Source organism: Nesterenkonia natronophila (assembly GCF_003595215.1).
In the GTDB taxonomy this organism is placed as follows: Bacteria; Actinomycetota; Actinomycetes; order Actinomycetales; family Micrococcaceae; genus Nesterenkonia; species Nesterenkonia natronophila.
On record NZ_QYZP01000001.1, the window covers coordinates 1,041,047 to 1,057,797 of the forward strand.

Below are 16,751 nucleotides of genomic sequence, written 5' to 3' on the forward strand. Positions count from 1 at the left end.
AGGAGATCTGTGACTGAGGAGAAGGAAGCCTCCCCTGTAGAGACGGGTGAGGGCGCGCAGCGCAGGGTGCTGGTGGCTGAGGATGAGACGCTGATTCGCCTCGACATCGTCGAGATCCTCACCGGTGCCGGTTACCACGTGGTCGGAGAGGCCGAAAACGGCGAGAAAGCTGTGGAGTTGGCGCGCCAGCACTCCCCAGACCTGGTAGTGATGGACGTCAAGATGCCGGTGATGGATGGCATCACTGCGGCCAAGATCATTGCAGATGAGAAGATCGCGCCAGTAGTCATGCTCACCGCCTTCTCTCAGCGGGACCTGGTGGAGTCCGCCCGGGAGGCTGGGGCCATGGCCTACGTCGTGAAGCCCTTCGGTGAGAATGACCTCATACCAGCCATAGAAGTTGCCGCCGCGCGGTTTGATGAGTTGCGCGCCCTGGAGAGCGAAGTCTCCACGCTGGCGGAGAAGTTCGAGGCTCGCAAACTGGTGGAGCGGGCGAAATCACTGCTGATCTCGAAGATGTCTCTGAGCGAGGCCGAGGCGTTCCGCTGGATTCAGAAGACCTCCATGGACCGTCGCCTCACCATGCGGGAAGTGGCGGAGACCGTGGTTGAGCAGATGAGTTGATTCGACCGGCACGAGAGTCACTCGTGCTGCGGATCAACTCGTGTAGTCGTCCCTCATGCCAGTTCGCCATGTGTTTGTCACCCTCATCGTCATTACGCTGTGGGGCGCGAACTTCATCGCGATACATTTTTCGCTCGAGCAGTTCCCCCGCTGTTTCAGGTGGCGCTGCGTTTCCTACTGATGGCTCTGCCTGTACTGCTGTTCATCCCCCTCCGAAGGTGAAGTGGCGTTGGCTGCTCGGATACGGCCTCGGATTCGGCACTCTTCAGTTCTTCGGCCTCTACCTGGGGATGGCTGCTGGATTCCTGGAACCGTCGCGCCGTTCTCCATGCTGGTGCCGGTCGTAGGCATTCTGCTGGCCTGGCTGGTACTGGGGGAGACTCCCGCACTCGGTGAGATCTTGGGTGGCATGCTCGTACTGGCTGGTGTGTTCTGGGCCAACGGGCGTCCCCTCCGGCTCCCTCCTGCCCGACCGGCCCCGTAGCCGCCACGCGGTGGTCTTCAGGTCGAGGTCAGCGAGCCGCAGACCAGGAGACCGGTTCCCACGTTGTGAGACGTACCGGGGGAGCTGTGAGTCGATCAAGGGGAGGCGTAATATGGCACACATGCCTGAACCCGTAGATCACAACACTGCTGAAGCCTCCGTCCCTGCCCCTCCTACGCCGGTCACCGGGCCGAGCAGCCTGGAGAAGCCGCGTTCCTGGCAGGTCACGGACGGCTATACTCGCGCACCAGCCAGGGGCATGCTCCGAGCGGTGGGTATGGGGGACGACGACTTCACCAAAGCTCAGATCGGTATTGCCAGCTCCTGGAATGAGATCACACCGTGCAACCTCTCCCTGGATCGCCTGGCGAAGTCTTCTAAGGAGGGCGTGCACGCCGGCGGCGGCTACCCCATGGAGTTCGGCACGATCAGCGTCTCCGACGGAATCTCGATGGGGCACGAGGGAATGCACTACTCCCTGGTCTCCCGCGAGGTGATCGCTGACTCCGTGGAGACTGTTATGCAGGCGGAGCGCCTCGACGGCTCAGTGCTGCTGGCTGGCTGTGACAAATCGCTGCCGGGAATGCTCATGGCAGCAGCCCGGCTGGACCTCGCAAGTGTGTTCCTCTACGCCGGGTCTATCATGCCCGGAGTTGCGCGCTTCAAAGACGGCACGGAGCGGGAGGTTACCCTCATTGATGCCTTTGAGGGCGTCGGGGCTTGTGCGCGGGGGACCATCACCGAAGAGGACCTGGACGTCATCGAACGTGCCATTTGCCCTGGCGAAGGGGCGTGCGGAGGGATGTACACCGCCAACACCATGGCATGCATCGGAGAAGCTCTGGGCCTGTCCCTCCCCGGATCCGCCGCTCCTCCCAGCGCAGACCGCCGCCGCGACTACTACGCCCACAAGTCAGGCCAAGCCGTCGTGGAGATGCTGCGCAAGGGAATCACCACCCGCGACATCCTCACCCGTGAGGCCTTCGAAAACGCCATCGCCGTCACGATGGCCTTCGGCGGCTCCACAAACGCCGTGCTGCACCTGCTCGCCATTGCCCGCGAGGCAGGCGTGGACCTGCAGCTGGAAGACTTCAACCGGATTGGTGACAAGGTGCCGCATCTTGGTGACCTCAAACCTTTCGGCCAGCACGTCATGGTGGACGTGGACCGAGTCGGCGGCGTACCGGTGGTGATGCGCGCGCTGCTGGATGCTGGTCTGCTCCACGGAGACTGCCTGACCGTGACCGGAAAGACGGTGGCTGAGAACCTCGCCGAGATCAGCCCCCCGGATGTCGACGGAAAGATCATTCGGACCCTGGACAACCCCCTCCACCACAACGGCGGAATTGCCGTGCTGCGCGGCAGCCTGGCACCCGAAGGGGCAGTCGTAAAGTCTGCCGGCTTCGACGCTGAAGTCTTCGAAGGGACAGCCCGCGTATTCGAACGGGAGCAGCAGGCGCTCAAAGCTCTCGAGGAGGGCCAGATTCAGGCTGGGGACGTCGTCGTCATCCGCTATGAAGGCCCCAAAGGTGGGCCTGGGATGCGCGAGATGCTGGCGATCACCGGTGCCATCAAGGGCGCTGGCCTCGGCAAGGACGTGCTGTTGATCACCGACGGCCGTTTCTCCGGCGGCACGACCGGACTGTGCATCGGACACATCGCGCCGGAGGCCGTCGACGCCGGCCCCATCGCTTTCATCGCCGATGGCGACGCGATCCGCGTGGACATCGCCGGACGAACCATCGACCTTCAGGTCAATGAGCAGGAGATGCAGAACCGTCGCTCCAGCCCGGACTGGCAGCCGCTGCCTCCCTACGTGACTACGGGCGTGTTGGGCAAGTACGCCAAGCTGGTCCATTCAGCTGCTGAAGGCGCATACTGCGGCTAGCCGCTCTCCAGTGGGGCTTACTAGCCGACCAAGGGTGAGAGCGCCTGCAGCTCCAGGTCGGTGAGTCGGTCCTTGTAGAACCTGTAGATGTTCTCAGTGGCAGTCCGTCGCGCCCCGGCAGCGTCGCCGGCCTGGATGCGCTCCGTGAGTGTCGTCGCATCTTCTGCCGAACAGCGAAGCCGGGCCTCCAGGGCCGGAGCCTCAGTCTCTTCCCCCAAGCGTTGTCGAGCAATTGTGGTGAGCGCTTCATCCACGGCTTGACCGGTGGCCTGGAGGAGTTGGTTGCCGGAGGCGGCGCGGATAGCTGAGTGGAACTTCGAGAGCAGCTCTCCGAACTCTTCGGCGATGTCCGCTGTGGTCTCCGCGGTCGCGGCCCGGTGGGCCAGGTCGGTGAGATCCGCCGCGCGTGCGGTGATCTGTCGCTTCGCTTCGTCGTCGTCGGCCGCTGCCGCCAACAACGAGGCTTGGCCCTCAAGGAGGAGGCGGAACTGGATCAGTTCGGACCGCGTGGTGCCCTGCTGATGTGTCATGCGCACTAACGGACGTTCCAGAGCCTGCGGCGTGAAAGGCAGCACCTCGGCACCGCGAGGATCCCCTGCGCGAGTATTGACGACACCGGTAGCGTGCAGCACGCGCATGGCTTCGCGCACGGTCGGCCGTGAAACGGAGAAGGTCTCCATCAGCTTTCGCTCTCCGGGCAGCCGATCCCCAGGGTGCAGCCGGCCCTCCCGGATGCCCGCCTCGATCTGATCGACGATTATTTCGTAGGAGTTCATCTTCTTGACTGGTTCGAATCGCATCTATGGGGCTCCCTCTCGGACGTGGGGGATCGCGGCGACCAGTTCGGCGGTGTAGGGATGATCGGGGGACGCCATCACAGAGTCAGCCGGCCCGCACTCCACGATGCGACCCCCTTTCATCACGGCCACGACGTCACAGCTGTGACGCACCACGTTCAAGTCGTGGGAGACGAAGACTAACGTCAGCTGGTACTCCTTGACCAGATCATCGAGCAGGTTGAGTACCTGCGCTCGTACTGAGACGTCAAGTGCGGAGACTGCCTCATCAGCTATCAGAATCTGGGGTCGGGTGGCGAGCGCTCGCGCGATGGCGATGCGCTGACGCTGGCCTCCGGAGAATTCGTGCGGATACTTTCCGGCAGCGCTGATCGGCAGGCCCACTTGTTCCAGCAGCTCCTCTACCCGGAATCGGCGCTCTTGGCGGCTTGCTCGGTGTATTGGTTCAGCGATGATGTCCGTCACGCTCATCCTGGGGTCCAGCGAGCCCATCGGGTCCTGGAACACAAGCTGCATCGAGTCTCGGAGCCAACGAAGATGCCGCTCCGATCGCCCGACGATGGAGTTGCCCGCCACCTCGATACGCCCGGAGGTCGGTTGGTCAAGGGCGGTAAGGAGTCGCAGCAGCGTCGATTTGCCGCACCCTGACTCTCCGACGATGCCGAACCGCTGTCCGCGGGCGACATCGAATGAGACACCACGGAGGGCCTGGACGGTGCGGCTCTTGCCGAAAACCCGATTCTTGCCGTAGGTGCGGGTAAGATCGCGGACCCTGATGGCAGGAGAGTCAACAGTGTTGAACACTGCGGGGGCGCTCTCGGCGCACAGGGTGAGATGTTCGATCTCAGGCTGAGGCTCGGCAGGCACAGAGGCGGAAACGACGGGAAGTCCAGCGGCAGCGTCGGAATGGTCTGGGGGACTGTGCTCGAAGTCTTTGGGGGTGTCAAGGGTCAGGAGCCGGCCAGTGGTGGGGTGCGTCTCCAAGCTGGAGGCCGCGATCAGAGCCCGTGTGTAGGGATGCTCGGGAGCGGTGAAGACACGGTGGATTGAACCACTTTCGACTATTCGACCGTGCCGCATGATGATGACGCGATCGCACACCTCTGAGACGACCCCGAGATCATGGGTGATGAACAGCAGTGAGGATCCAGCGTGCTGGACCTGATGGACCATGAGGTTCAGAACCCGTTTCTGAACGGTCACGTCGAGTGCCGTAGTGGGCTCATCTGCTAGCAGGAGGTCAGGCCCGTTCGCCATGGCCATTGCGAGCATGACGCGTTGCCGCTGACCGCCGGACATCTGGTGGGGGTAAACAGTCGCTGTGCGGGCGGGATCGGGAATCTGGACTGAGGACAGCAGCTCATCGACCTTGTCTCGAACATTCGGGGTCTTGGGCCGATGGATCCGGATCACCTCCGAAAGCTGATCTCCGACTTTCATCAGTGGGTTCAGCGCGGTCATGGGTTCTTGGAAGACCATGGAGAGGCGGTCGCCGCGAATCCGTGCGAGCTCGTTCTCGTCGGCGGTCAGCAGGTCAAGTCCCTCCGGCTCGCTTCCGGCCGTGGTCGCGGCTGTGGGCACGCTTCCGAACGTAATGCGCCCTGTGGCGCTGAGGCCACGGTCGAGCAGCCCGATGACCGAAAGACAGGTCAGCGACTTGCCGGAGCCCGATTCACCAATGAGTCCCACACGCTCGCCGCGGCGGATTTCAAAGTTGATGCCGTGAACCAGCTCCTCGCTGCCGGCGCTGACTGTGAGGTTCTCCACACTGAGCAGGGGCTCTGCAGAATCAGTTCTCAACGCGTCACGTCCATTCTGGGGTCGAACCGGTCTCGAAGGCCGTCGCCTAGCAGGTTGAATCCCAACACTGCGACAGCGACAGCCATGCCGGGCCAGAGGATAGTCAGCGGTGCAATCTGCAGCACGGACTGACCGTCCTGGAGCATGCGACCCCATGAGGCAGCGGGCGGGGGAGTGCCCAGCCCCAGGAAACTCAGCGCAGCCTCGGCAAGGATCGCGATGGCAAAGCCGACACTGGCCTGCACGATGAGGATTCCGCGAATGTTCGGCAGCACGTGCCGCACGGCCAGGTACAGCGGACCGCGCCCGGCAGCGCGCGCGGCGAGGGAGTACTCCCGGCTCAGCACCTGCAGCGTGCCGGAACGGACCACGCGAGCCACGCCGGGCGCAAGCCCCAGTCCGAGAGCGGTGACCGCGGTGAGTGTGCTGGGCCCGAACACCGCAGCCAGGACTATGGCCAGCAGAAGAGCAGGAAAAGCCTGCAGAATGTCGTTTCCGCGCATCAGCCACATTCCCGCCCCGCGGTCCGTCATGGCGGCAACTATTCCGATGGGTACGCCGATGGTGAAGCCCACCGCGACGGTTCCCAATCCCACCATGAGCGGCACCCGGGAACCAGCAAGCACCATGGAGGCAATGTCGCGCCCCAAACCATCAGTGCCGAGCCAATGGGTGGCACTGGGACTGGCGAGTCGGTTGACCGCGTCAGTGGCAGTCGGATCCTGCGGAGTCCACATCAGAGACACTATGGCCATGACAAGCACCAAGGAGACCAGGGTGCCTCCCGCGATGACTAGCGGCGTCCCGCCTCGGCGACGAACATGCTGGCCATTCGTCAGGGGTGGTCGTGACGTAGTCACGGAGGCTGCGCGGTCGTTACTCATGAGGCGATCCTGAGTCGGGGGTCGATGACGGGGCGCAGCAGGTCGACAAGCAGGTTCACCAGCAGAACGAGGATGACAACGCACATGACGATTGACTGAATCATGATCAGGTCACGATTGGCGACGGCACGAATCAGGGTGGACCCCAGCCCTGGGATCACGAAGACCGTCTCAATGACGACGGCGCCGATGATGAGGTTGGCGAACTCGATGCTGGTCACAGTCACCACCGGTACCAGCGCGTTGCGAAGCCCGTGACGCACCAGTGCCGCCCCGGGCTTCAGCCCCTTAGCCCGAGCCGTGCGCATGAAGTCCTCACGCATGACCTCCAGCACGGCGGCGCGGGTGTACCGAGCAAGGATGGCGCCGTTGACGAGCCCCAAGGCGAGGGCTGGCAGTGCAATATGACGGAGGAAGTCCACTCCCGCCACAGGTGGCTGCCACCCTCCCGAGGGCAGCCATCCCAGGGCGACCGAGAAGACCGCTATCAGCAGCAGCCCAGCCAGGAAGTTCGGTATTGAGATGCCCAGCTGGCTCAGCCCCGAAAAGAGGGTGCCGTCGGGCCGGTGGTGCCGAACTGCGGCCAGGATTCCCAGGGGAAGGGCAATGAGGACCGCGACTCCGATGCCGCCGAGCACCAGCAGCAGCGTGACTTGAAGTGCATCGAGAACCTGAGGTCCCACCGGGGACCTGGAGGCGTAGGAAACCCCCATGTCCCCGGTGAAGAACCCCGTGATCCACTCCAGGTAGCGCACCGGAAGTGGTCGGTCGACGCCGAGCTGCTCGCGCAGCGCTTGGACCTGCTCTTCGCTTGCCTGGAGCCCCAATTGGGCCCGCGCCGGGTCACCAGGCAGTACGCCGAGCAGAAAGAAAACCACGAGCGACGCGACAAAGACCGTCAGGGCGAAGACACCCACCCGGCGAAGCGCGTTCAGCAGCACGACTCTCCTCAGCGGACCGAACTACTCGGAGACTGTCACATCGGAGAGGTCGATACCCACCCCGAGGTCGTTCAGAGGCAGTCCTGAGACACCTTCGGTGGCCAGACCGACGTTGGGCGGGTTGTACAACCACACTCCGGGGGTGTCCTCCACGAGGAGCTCGGTGAGCTCCTCCATGCTGGAGGCATACTCGTCGTCATCCGTTGCCGCGGCAGCCTCAGCGAAGAGATCCCGAGCCTCCTCCGAGTCGTAGCCCCAGTAGTACTCGGGGAATGCGTAGTTGTTCATGTTGCGCGGTTCCACGTGGTTGATGATGGTGAGGTCGAAGTCCTGATTGACCATATTCTCCTCAACCCATACAGCGGGGAACTCCTGGGTCTGCAGTGTGACATCTACGCCGATCTCGCTGAGGTTGTCCTGGATCACCTGCGCGGAGGCTTCTGCGTATGCGCGGTTGGGCACGTTGAACGTCAGTGAGAGGTCGTCGACATCGGCTGAGTCCAAGAGGTCTTGTGCCGCGTCCGGATCGTAGTCGTAGGTGCCGGTGAAGTCGATGTAATAAGGATCCGTCGGCACGCTGGGTCCGCCGAGTATCTCACCGTAGCCGGCCGTGGCAGCAGCCATGACAGATTCTTTGTCGATCGCGCGGTGGAGGGCCTCACGGACTTCGTCTTGGGCGAGCGCCTCGTGGTCGGGATTCATCGACATGACGACAACCCCCTGGCTGGATCCGACACGGACCTCGATTTCCTCTTCCGCCTCGAAGCTCTCGAACTGGTCGAAAGCTTCAGAGCGCAGGATGGCGTCTACGCCGCCGGTTCGAATCGCATTGGCAGCGGCGGAGGCGTCCTCATAGTAGACGAGTTCCACGCCAGCCACCCCAGCGGGGTCACCCCAGTAGTCATCATTGCGGGCAAACTCCATCCGCACCGCGTTTTCATACGTGACGAACTCGAAGGGGCCTGTGCCGTTGGCGTCAGTGGCAAGATCGTCCACACTGTCGGGGGAGAACATGGCTCCAAGCGGCCCGGCCAGCCAGAAGAGCGCGTTGTAGTCCGGCTCGGACAGGGCCACCGTCACCTCGTAATCGTCCACGATTTCGACTGAATCGATGGCCGCCAGGGCCTCCGGAGTGTTGGCCGACCATTCATCAAGCCGTTCCAGGGAGAATTTCACGATATCGGCATCGAATTCAGTGCCGTCATGAAAGGTGACACCCTCCTGGAGTTGGAAGGTGAATTCCTGACCGTCGTCACTGATTTCCCAAGATTCGGCCAATAGCGGCTGAATCTCTCCTTCAGCATCGAGCTGAACCAGCCCCTCGTAGACGTTGTAGAGCAGGGCCTCGAAGACAGCTGCACCACCGGTGGTCGTGAAGTCCAGGTTGGCTGGTACTGCGAACATGCCGATGCTGATGTTTGCATCCGAGTTCTCACCGGTGCTGGTGGCCTCGCCGCCTTCGTCCTCTCCATTGACGGGATCGTCGCCCCCCGCACCGCAGGCGCTCAGCGCCAGGGCGCTAACGGCCAGACATGCCGCGAGGGGTGTGCCAGATTGGAAGAGTTTCTTCATCGTGTGGGTCTCTTTCATGGTGCGGGTGTGTGGTGTTCTGCCAGATGCAGGCGTGGCCAAGGCCGTGCAGCATCACTGGGGCGTTCGGATTCGAAGAAGGAGGCTGCTGCAAGTGCCGTGCGGTCTGCGTGACGGCGGGCTGCGATCTGCACACCCACTGGGCTCCCTGCAGCAGTAAACCCTCCGTTGACGCTGATCGCTGGCATCCCGGAGAAGTTGTACCCCACGCAGAAGTGGATGTGGGACATCGCCGTCTCCACGTCATTTGACGGCATCGGCCACTCCGCCGGGAAGGCTGGTCCAGGCGAGGCGGGGGAGAGGACCAGATCGAAGGGGTCGGTGGCACGCAGCACCGTGCGTCCCAGGTCAATCTGAGCGTCGTGAGCCGCGAGCGACTCTTCGGCAGTGATCTCTGCGGCACCGCGGCACCACTCTGCGATGAAGGGCAGCACCCTGGACTGCTGGTCAGGAGTCATCGCCCGGTACTTCCTCCAGTGGCTGGCCCGCCAGAACCTGTCGATCAGACTCACGGTGCCTGCGGCTAGGTAAGGGGGCACGTTGGTGACTTGGGCACCGGCAGCGGCAAAGACCTCTGCGGCTTCGCGGATGACGGAGGCCACCTCGGGTTCCACGACGGTGCCGGCTCCCACGTCAAGCACCACACCGACCTTCAGGCCTACTGGGTCGAAGCTCAGATCGAGCCAGGCGGTGTCATCGGGAGGCAGCGACCAGGGATCGGCCGAATGCGGGCCGGTGAGTACGCTCATCGATCGTGCCACATCGGACACCGTGCGTCCCATCGGCCCGATGGTGCGCCCCGGGTACGGTGGATCAACGCTGATCCTGCCGTATGTGGGTTTGAAGCCGGCCACCCCGCACCACGAGGCGGGGAGGCGGATCGAGCCACCGATATCGGAGCCGAGGTTGATAGGGGCGTAGCCGGCGGCCGAGGCAGCCGCTGCCCCACCTGAGGACCCCCCGGGGCTCCATTGCAGGTTCCACGGGTTCCGGGTGATCGGATGGGCCGAGGCTATGCCTGAGGACAGCATTCCCAGTTCCGACATTGTGGTGCGTCCCAGCAGGCTGGCACCTGCATTGAGTGCCTTCTGCGCCACTGGCGCGTTGTGCTCAGCCGGGACCTGCTCGGTGGATGCTGAGCCCAGGATGGTTGGTCGGCCAGCCAGTTGTTGATTCTCTTTCAGGGTAAGAGGCACACCGTCCAGGGCGCTGCGCGGCGTACCCTGTTCCCAGCGGCGGCTGGAAGACTCTGCGGCGGTAAGCGCCTCTTCGTCGAAGCGCTCGGACATGGCTCGAAGCGCCGGTTCGCACTCGTCCATCCTCTGCAGACACGAGGTGACGACGTCGACCGGATTGAGATCTCCTGTGGCATATCCCGCAACCAGCTGCGCTGCGTCGAGATCGGCCAAGTGTGGTGTGGATGGTGGTTCCATATATCAACCCTGTGAGCTAGATCTTGAGTGTGGCCTCAATCACATCGGAGTATACATTACTGGTCTGGCCAGTAATCCGATGCCCTGAAATGTAGTTGGCGTCCTAGTCTGTTGGCGGAGTGAAGCGGCCATCCATCGCGGTCCAACCGCCGTCGACACGCAGGGTGGTGCCTGTGACATAGCTGGAGGCATCGGAGGCGAGATAAACGACTGCGCCGGCAAGCTCCGAGGGGACTGACCAGCGTCCCAGCGCATTCTTCGTCGCGTAGGCCTGATACCACTCTGGCTGTGACTTGATCTGGCCCGTCAGCGCGGTCTCCACAATGCCAGGGGAGATTGCGTTGACCCTGACTCCCACCCCTCCAAACTCCGCGGCGGCCGTCTTGACCAGTTGGACTGCGCCGGCTTTGGTCGCTGCGTAGACTGACTGGCCCGGTTCCACCACCTGATCTCGAATGGAGGAGAAGACGATGAGGCTGCCTCTGTGACGACTGACCATACGTTCGCCGAAGTACTTGATCACGGCGAATGTGCCTTTGAGGTTCAGGTCGACGACGCGATCGAACTCCCCGGGCGAATAGTCGATAATGCGTTTCCGAACGTTCATCGCCGCAGTCAGCACTACTATGTCCAGGTCTGGCAGATTCTCCGCGGCCTGCCGCACAGCCTCGGGATCGGTGACGTCCAACGTCAGAGACGCACCGCCTACCGCCGCCGCAGTCTCCTCCGCGGCTACCCGGTCCCGGTCCGCACAGGTGACCTGCGCTCCGTGGTCGCTCAGCGCCCTGGCGGCCTCACTGCCGATGCCGCCAGCACCGATAATCAGCGCTTGCCGTCCATCCAGCCGAAAAAGGTCCGTAAAGGTGGGTTGCTCTTCCATAGTGCTGCCTCGTGCTCATTCCGGCCGGATGATGGCCATTCGGGTGACGGTGAGTTCTTCAATTGCGAACCGGGGGCCCTCGCGGCCGATGCCGGAGTCTTTCACTCCCCCGTAGGGCATGATGTCGGAGCGGAAGCCCGGCACCTCATTGACAACGACGCCGCCCACCTCAAGTTCCTCGATGGCCCTGAAGGCGTTGGGCAGGGAGCGGGTGAAGATGCTGGCGTGCAGTCCGTAGCGCGAACGGTTGACAGCCTCCAGTGCGGCGTCCAGATCTGGCACCGAGCGCACGGCGACCACTGGTGCGAAGATCTCCTCGCACCAGGCCTGAGCCGTGTCAGGCACATCGAGCAGCACGGTGGGCTGCACACTGCGGTTCTCCACTGTGCCACCGTGGATGAGGCGTGCCCCGGCCTGCTGGGCCCCCTCCACCCAATCCAGCACACGCTCAGTGGCTGCCTCATTGATCAGCGGCGCCACATGAGTTTCAGCATCTCGCGGGTCTCCGGTACGCAGGGCGGCCACTCGGGGGGTGAGTTCGGCGAGGAACTCATCCCGCACTGCTTCGCAGACAATCACACGCTGCACAGCGATGCACGCCTGACCGTTGAAGTAGAAGCCGCCCCGCGCCACTGCATCGGCAGCTCTGGCGACATCAGCCTCGGTGTCCACGATCAGCGCAGTGTTGGATCCTAGCTCCAAGAGAGTCTTGCGAGGTGCGGCGTCGCGGGCAATCTGGTGTCCCACCGCGTCCGAACCGGTGAAGGACACAGCAGCGACGCGGTCGTCCCTCACAAGTGTGCGGCCCACTTCGGCGTCTCCGGTTACCACCTGAACAATCTGCGGCGGCACGTCGTGCGCGGTGGCTGCTTCGCGGACCAGCGCTGCCAGCCACAGCGTCGTCAGCGGCGTGGCGGGAGCAGGCTTGCAGATGACAGGGCACCCGGCGGCAACAGCCGGAGCGATCTTGTGGCTGGCCAGCAGCAGCGGCGCGTTGTACCCGGCTATTCCCACCACCAGACCGATCGGCTTGCGAGTCCAGAATCCCAGCATCCCCGCGCCGGACTCCTGCATGTCCAGCGGGACAGTTTCGCCATGGATATGCCCGACCTCTTCAGCCGCCGCCGACCAGGTGAATAGGGTTCGGGCAACCTCCACCTCGCAGTCCCTGCGCACTTTGCCCGTCTCTGCGATCAGCAGATTAGTGAACTCTTCAGCATTCTCGCGAAGGGCCGCGTGTACCTGCAGCAGGATGGCGCGGCGGGTCTGCGAGGTGAGCTGTCCTACTGGTCTGACAGCGGCCGCCCCTGCAGCCAGCGATTCTCGGGCGTGCTCCGGTTGGCCCACCGGGGAATGGGTGACCAGCGAGCCGTCATAAGGAAAGACCACTGCGGCGGTGGGCATGCTGTGGAGCCAGCCGGGGCCGATCGGCAGCCCTTCTGAGATGGGCGGTGGCTTGAAATCGGGGTGGTGGCTCATTTGTCCTGGTCCCTTTCGCCGGGGATTTGCTGGCGGTCCTCTTAAACTGGTCAGACCAGTGCGGAGGCAGTTATAGTGTGTTCCAGATCTCAGTGATTGGTCAAGTCATTGAAACGACGAGCACTGCCGCACGACAAGGCAGGTGAAAAGTGTGGAGGACTGCCAGATGAGCACTTACAGCCTGGCCGTGGTGGGCGGCGACGGCATCGGTCCGGACGTGACACAAGCTGCGCTGGCCGGGGTGCAGGCGGCGGCACATCGCTATGGCTTCACGGTCAGGACCACAATCTTCGACCTGGGGGCCGAACGCTTTCTGCGCACCGGCATGGTGATCGATGAGAATACGATCTCGGAGCTCCGCGAACATGACGCCATACTGCTCGGAGCAGTTGGGGACCCTCGCGTGGCACCGGGAGTCCTCGAACAAGGGCTCATCGTGGCCCTGAGGGTGGCCTTCGCTCAGTCCGTGAACATTCGCCCAGTGCGGCTCTACCCCGGCATCGAGAGCCCTGTTCGGGGCGTCACCCCAGAGAACTGCGATCTCGTCGTGATTCGGGAGAACACCGAGGGTCTCTATACGGGGGGAGGTTCACTGGCTCACGCCGGTTCGGGCAACGCTGTGGCCATCCAGAACTCGATCTCCACTGCCGCGGCCACCTCCGAAGCCGTCGACTTCGCCTTCCAGCTGGCCCAGGCTCGGCGGCGCAGGGTGACCCTCTGTCATAAGACGAACATTCTCCTCCATGCCGGGCAGCTGTGGCAGGAGACAGTCGACCGGATTGCTGAACGCTATCCCGATGTTGAGCACGACTACGTCCACGCCGACGCCATGTGCCAGCATCTGCCGCTGGACCCGGGCCGTTTCGACGTAGTCGTCACAGACAACTTGTTTGGGGACATCATTAGCGATCTGGGGGCTACCGTTCAGGGTGGACTGGGCCTGGCGGCCAGCGCGAACTTCAATCCCCGGGGCTCTGCCCCGAGCATGTACGAACCGGTGCACGGCTCGGCACCTGACATCGCAGGCAAGGGGTGGGCCAACCCTGCTGCCGCGGCGCTTTCGGCGGCGCTCTGCTTAGCCGGTCTGGGTGAGCGCGAAGCCGCACTCAGTCTGGAGACGGCAGTCGCTTCAGTCTTGGCGGAGCTGCCCGCCTTCGCCGGCCCGGAGATGGGATCCGACACCGCAGGCCTGGGGCACCGCATCGCGGAGCGTGTTTCGATCGTCGATCCGCATCGAGACGGAATGGGCGAGAAGTCCCTGATGAGTGCACTGGGCCGCCTCGCTGGGCGCAGCAGCCTCATGTCCGAATAATGAGACGGGTAAAACAAGTATTGACGTAGCTCACTCCGGACGAAAGTATAGGACTATGCGCCAGATGCTAGGACTAGTAGTAGTACTCGTGATTGCCCCCGCCGGGGCATGAGCGGTCTGCTGTTCTAGAACTGACGCGAACCGATCGATCACCCCGGCACGAGGGCCCCGTACAGGGACTCCGGATCGCCGGGGTTTCGTCTGTGTCGGGGCAGATAGGGATTGGACAGTGACCATGTTGACAACGACAACAGCCGACCACCGGCTCTACGGACCTGGGGGCAGCGCCGCGCCCGAGGACGTGACCGGCAGCAAAGCGATCATACGCAGCCTCGAAGAGCTCGGTGTCACGGACGTATTCGGCATCCCTGGCGGAGCCATTCTGCCCACCTACGATCCGCTCATGGACTCGAAGAAGCTCAACCACATCCTGGTCCGCCACGAGCAGGGTGCCGGTCACGCCGCACAGGGCTACGCAATGGCCACCGGGGAAGTCGGCGTCTGTTTCGCCACCTCGGGTCCCGGCGCCACCAACCTGGTGACCCCGTTGGCCGATGCTCACATGGACTCTGTCCCCATGGTCGCCATCACAGGACAGGTCAATGCTTCAGTCATCGGCACTGACGCGTTTCAGGAAGCCGACATCGTCGGAATCGCCACACCCATTACCAAACACACCTATCTGGTGACAGATGCTGACGAAATCCCCCGGGTGATGGCAGAGGCCTTCCATATTGCCTCCTCCGGCCGCCCTGGCCCAGTGCTGGTCGACATCACCAAGTCAGCGCAGACCGCACAGACCACCTTCGCGTGGCCGCCGAAGCTCGGACTCACCGGGTACAAACCTGTCACCCGGGGGCACGCCCGGCAGGTGCGCGAAGCCGCCAAGCTGATCGCCACCAGCCAACGCCCCGTCTTCTACCTCGGCGGTGGTGTGATCAAGGCAGATGCCTGCGAAGAGTTTGCCACCCTCGCTGAGACGGTCGGAGCCCCCGTTGTCACGACACTCATGGCACGCGGCGCGTTCCCGGACAGCCACCCCAACAATGTCGGTATGCCCGGGATGCACGGGAAGGTCTCGGCCGTCGCGGCACTGCAGCAGTCCGACCTGCTCATCACCCTCGGAGCCCGCTTCGATGACCGGGTCACCGGGCAGCTGGACTCTTTCGCGCCCGAGGCCAAAGTCATTCACGCAGACATCGATCCCGCAGAGATCTCCAAGAATCGGCACGCAGATGTGCCGATCGTGGGCTCGCTCAAAGAGATCATTCCCGAGCTGAACAATGCGGTGGCGGAAACCTTCGCCAAGCACCAGCAGCCGGACCTGAGAGCCTGGTGGCAGCGGCTGAACCGTCTGGTGGAGACTTACCCGCTGGGCTGGACCACCCCCGAAGACGGTGCCATCGCTCCACAGCAGGTGATCCAGAAGATCAGCCAGGCCTCCGGACCCGAAGCTGTCTACGTGGCAGGGGTGGGGCAGCACCAGATGTGGGCTGCTCAGTTCGTCGGCTACGAACGACCCCGTCAGTGGCTAAACTCGGGAGGGCTCGGGACCATGGGTTATTCGGTCCCTGCGGCCATGGGCGCGCAGGTCGGGAGCCCAGAGCGCACAGTGTGGGCCATCGACGGAGACGGCTGTTTCCAGATGACCAACCAGGAGCTTGCCACGTGTGCCATCAACAACATCCCCATCAAGGTCGCCGTGATCAACAACTCCTCCTTGGGTATGGTGCGGCAGTGGCAGACCCTGTTCTATGAGTCGCGCTACTCCAACACCGACCTCAACACGTCGCTGAACCCCTCCGGAGAGGAAGTCGTGCGTATTCCCGACTTCCTGAAACTGGCTGAAGCCTATGGATGCGTCGGACTGCGCTGCGAACGCGAGGAAGACATCGACTCGGTCATCGCCCAGGCATTGGAGATCAACGACCGCCCCGTCGTCGTTGATTTCGTGGTCTCCCGCGACTCTATGGTCTGGCCCATGGTCCCCGCAGGGGTCTCCAACAGCGACATCCAAGTGGCCCGCAATATGACCCCCGAGTGGGACGAAGAGGACTAAGCCATGGCATCTACCCCCACAGGCGGCGTTGCCCGCCGCACGCTCTCTGTTCTGGTCGAAGATGTTCCTGGTGTCCTGGCCAAAGTGGCAGGACTCTTCGCCCGCCGCGCGTTCAACATCCATTCCCTGGCAGTAGGCCCCTCCGAGATTTCGGGTCTGAGCCGAATCACTGTGGTGGTGGATGCAGACGCGAAACTCCTGGAACAGATCACCAAACAGCTGAACAAGCTCATCAATGTCATTAAGATTATTGAGTTGGAGCCCACCAACTCGGTTCAGCGCGAGCACCTGGTTATTAAAGTCAAGGCGGACGCGGCCGCGCGCCTGCAGGTTACACAGGCTGTGGAGCTGTTCCGGGCGAAGATCGTAGACGTCTCCACCGACTCCCTGACCGTGGAGGCCACCGGGGCGGCCGATAAGCTTGATGCGCTGCTGTCGGTGCTGGAGCCCTTCGGCGTGCGCGAGATCGTCAGGTCCGGCTCACTGGCCATCAGTCGTGGCTCAAAATCGATGACCGAGAAAATCTCAGCCGAGAAATCCTTCAAGTAAACAAGACCTCATCCCACAACTCGAGGAGAAC

The 16,751-nt window shown here is 63.1% G+C and carries 14 protein-coding genes; 6 read left to right on the plus strand and 8 right to left on the minus strand.

Features of this window, described 5'->3' with window-relative positions:
• The first annotated feature begins 9 nt into the window (after positions 1-9).
• The 3 genes from D3250_RS04870 to ilvD all read left to right on the plus strand — a co-directional run bounded on the left by D3250_RS04870 (position 10) and on the right by ilvD (position 2,996).
• Entirely contained in the window at positions 10-624 is a 615-nt protein-coding gene (locus tag D3250_RS04870) for an ANTAR domain-containing response regulator (protein ID WP_119902165.1), read from the plus strand.
• A 223-nt stretch (positions 625-847) separates the two neighbouring features.
• Positions 848-1,108 carry an EamA family transporter gene (locus tag D3250_RS12185; protein ID WP_225973137.1) on the plus strand — a complete coding sequence of 87 codons (261 nt, stop codon included), beginning with the start codon at positions 848-850 and terminating at the stop codon, positions 1,106-1,108.
• 121 nt (positions 1,109-1,229) lie between these two features.
• Positions 1,230-2,996, plus strand: coding sequence for a dihydroxy-acid dehydratase (gene ilvD / locus D3250_RS04880; RefSeq protein WP_119902312.1), 1,767 nt, complete (start codon positions 1,230-1,232; stop codon positions 2,994-2,996).
• A gap of 20 nt (positions 2,997-3,016) precedes the next feature.
• On the opposite strand, the gene D3250_RS04885 is transcribed toward ilvD, so the two are convergent.
• The 8 genes from D3250_RS04885 to D3250_RS04920 all read right to left on the minus strand — a co-directional run bounded on the left by D3250_RS04885 (position 3,017) and on the right by D3250_RS04920 (position 12,800).
• Positions 3,017-3,796, minus strand: a complete 780-nt coding sequence (locus tag D3250_RS04885) for a FadR/GntR family transcriptional regulator (RefSeq protein ID WP_119902167.1) — start codon at positions 3,794-3,796, stop codon at positions 3,017-3,019.
• The gene (locus D3250_RS04890) at positions 3,797-5,593 is read right to left on the minus strand and encodes a dipeptide ABC transporter ATP-binding protein (protein ID WP_119902168.1); all 1,797 of its coding nucleotides are present in this window, start codon (positions 5,591-5,593) and stop codon (positions 3,797-3,799) included.
• A complete protein-coding gene (locus D3250_RS04895; RefSeq protein WP_119902169.1) occupies positions 5,590-6,477 on the minus strand; it encodes an ABC transporter permease in 888 nt (295 codons plus the stop codon). Before D3250_RS04895 ends, D3250_RS04890 begins: the two co-directional genes overlap by 4 nt.
• Positions 6,474-7,418, minus strand: a complete 945-nt coding sequence (locus tag D3250_RS04900; RefSeq protein WP_119902170.1) for an ABC transporter permease — start codon at positions 7,416-7,418, stop codon at positions 6,474-6,476. The genes D3250_RS04895 and D3250_RS04900 overlap by 4 nt, the downstream gene beginning before the upstream one ends.
• A 21-nt stretch (positions 7,419-7,439) precedes the next feature.
• On the minus strand, positions 7,440-9,008 hold the full coding sequence (locus D3250_RS04905; protein ID WP_119902171.1) for an ABC transporter substrate-binding protein: 1,569 nt from the start codon (positions 9,006-9,008) through the stop codon (positions 7,440-7,442).
• Positions 9,005-10,441: an amidase gene (locus D3250_RS04910; RefSeq protein WP_119902172.1), complete on the minus strand. Its 1,437-nt coding sequence runs from the start codon at positions 10,439-10,441 to the stop codon at positions 9,005-9,007. Before D3250_RS04910 ends, D3250_RS04905 begins: the two co-directional genes overlap by 4 nt.
• A gap of 103 nt (positions 10,442-10,544) precedes the next feature.
• Positions 10,545-11,321, minus strand: a complete 777-nt coding sequence (locus D3250_RS04915; protein WP_119902173.1) for an SDR family NAD(P)-dependent oxidoreductase — start codon at positions 11,319-11,321, stop codon at positions 10,545-10,547.
• A gap of 15 nt (positions 11,322-11,336) precedes the next feature.
• Positions 11,337-12,800: an aldehyde dehydrogenase family protein gene (locus D3250_RS04920; RefSeq protein WP_119902174.1), complete on the minus strand. Its 1,464-nt coding sequence runs from the start codon at positions 12,798-12,800 to the stop codon at positions 11,337-11,339.
• 166 nt (positions 12,801-12,966) lie between these two features.
• Here D3250_RS04920 and D3250_RS04925 point away from each other — a divergent pair, with 166 nt between their 5' ends.
• The 3 genes from D3250_RS04925 (at position 12,967) to ilvN (ending at position 16,720) form a co-directional block, all read left to right on the plus strand.
• Complete coding sequence (locus D3250_RS04925; protein ID WP_119902175.1) at positions 12,967-14,112, plus strand: 3-isopropylmalate dehydrogenase; 1,146 nt, start codon at positions 12,967-12,969, stop codon at positions 14,110-14,112.
• A 235-nt stretch (positions 14,113-14,347) separates the two neighbouring features.
• Positions 14,348-16,171, plus strand: coding sequence for an acetolactate synthase large subunit (locus tag D3250_RS04930; RefSeq protein ID WP_119902176.1), 1,824 nt, complete (start codon positions 14,348-14,350; stop codon positions 16,169-16,171).
• 3 nt (positions 16,172-16,174) lie between these two features.
• Complete coding sequence (gene ilvN, locus D3250_RS04935; protein WP_119902177.1) at positions 16,175-16,720, plus strand: acetolactate synthase small subunit; 546 nt, start codon at positions 16,175-16,177, stop codon at positions 16,718-16,720.
• Positions 16,721-16,751 lie beyond the last annotated feature (31 nt).

Bases quoted from the DNA above. Each gene is read 5' to 3' on its own strand.
- ilvD (WP_119902312.1), top strand. From the start codon at position 1,230: ATGCCTGAACCCGTAGATCACAACACTGCTGAAGCCTCCGTCCCTGCC.
- D3250_RS04885 (WP_119902167.1), bottom strand. From the start codon at position 3,796: ATGCGATTCGAACCAGTCAAGAAGATGAACTCCTACGAAATAATCGTC.
- D3250_RS04895 (WP_119902169.1), bottom strand. From the start codon at position 6,477: ATGAGTAACGACCGCGCAGCCTCCGTGACTACGTCACGACCACCCCTG.
- D3250_RS04905 (WP_119902171.1), bottom strand. From the start codon at position 9,008: ATGAAAGAGACCCACACGATGAAGAAACTCTTCCAATCTGGCACACCC.
- D3250_RS04910 (WP_119902172.1), bottom strand. From the start codon at position 10,441: ATGGAACCACCATCCACACCACACTTGGCCGATCTCGACGCAGCGCAG.
- D3250_RS04915 (WP_119902173.1), bottom strand. From the start codon at position 11,321: ATGGAAGAGCAACCCACCTTTACGGACCTTTTTCGGCTGGATGGACGG.
- D3250_RS04920 (WP_119902174.1), bottom strand. From the start codon at position 12,800: ATGAGCCACCACCCCGATTTCAAGCCACCGCCCATCTCAGAAGGGCTG.
- D3250_RS04925 (WP_119902175.1), top strand. From the start codon at position 12,967: ATGAGCACTTACAGCCTGGCCGTGGTGGGCGGCGACGGCATCGGTCCG.
- D3250_RS04930 (WP_119902176.1), top strand. From the start codon at position 14,348: ATGTTGACAACGACAACAGCCGACCACCGGCTCTACGGACCTGGGGGC.
- ilvN (WP_119902177.1), top strand. From the start codon at position 16,175: ATGGCATCTACCCCCACAGGCGGCGTTGCCCGCCGCACGCTCTCTGTT.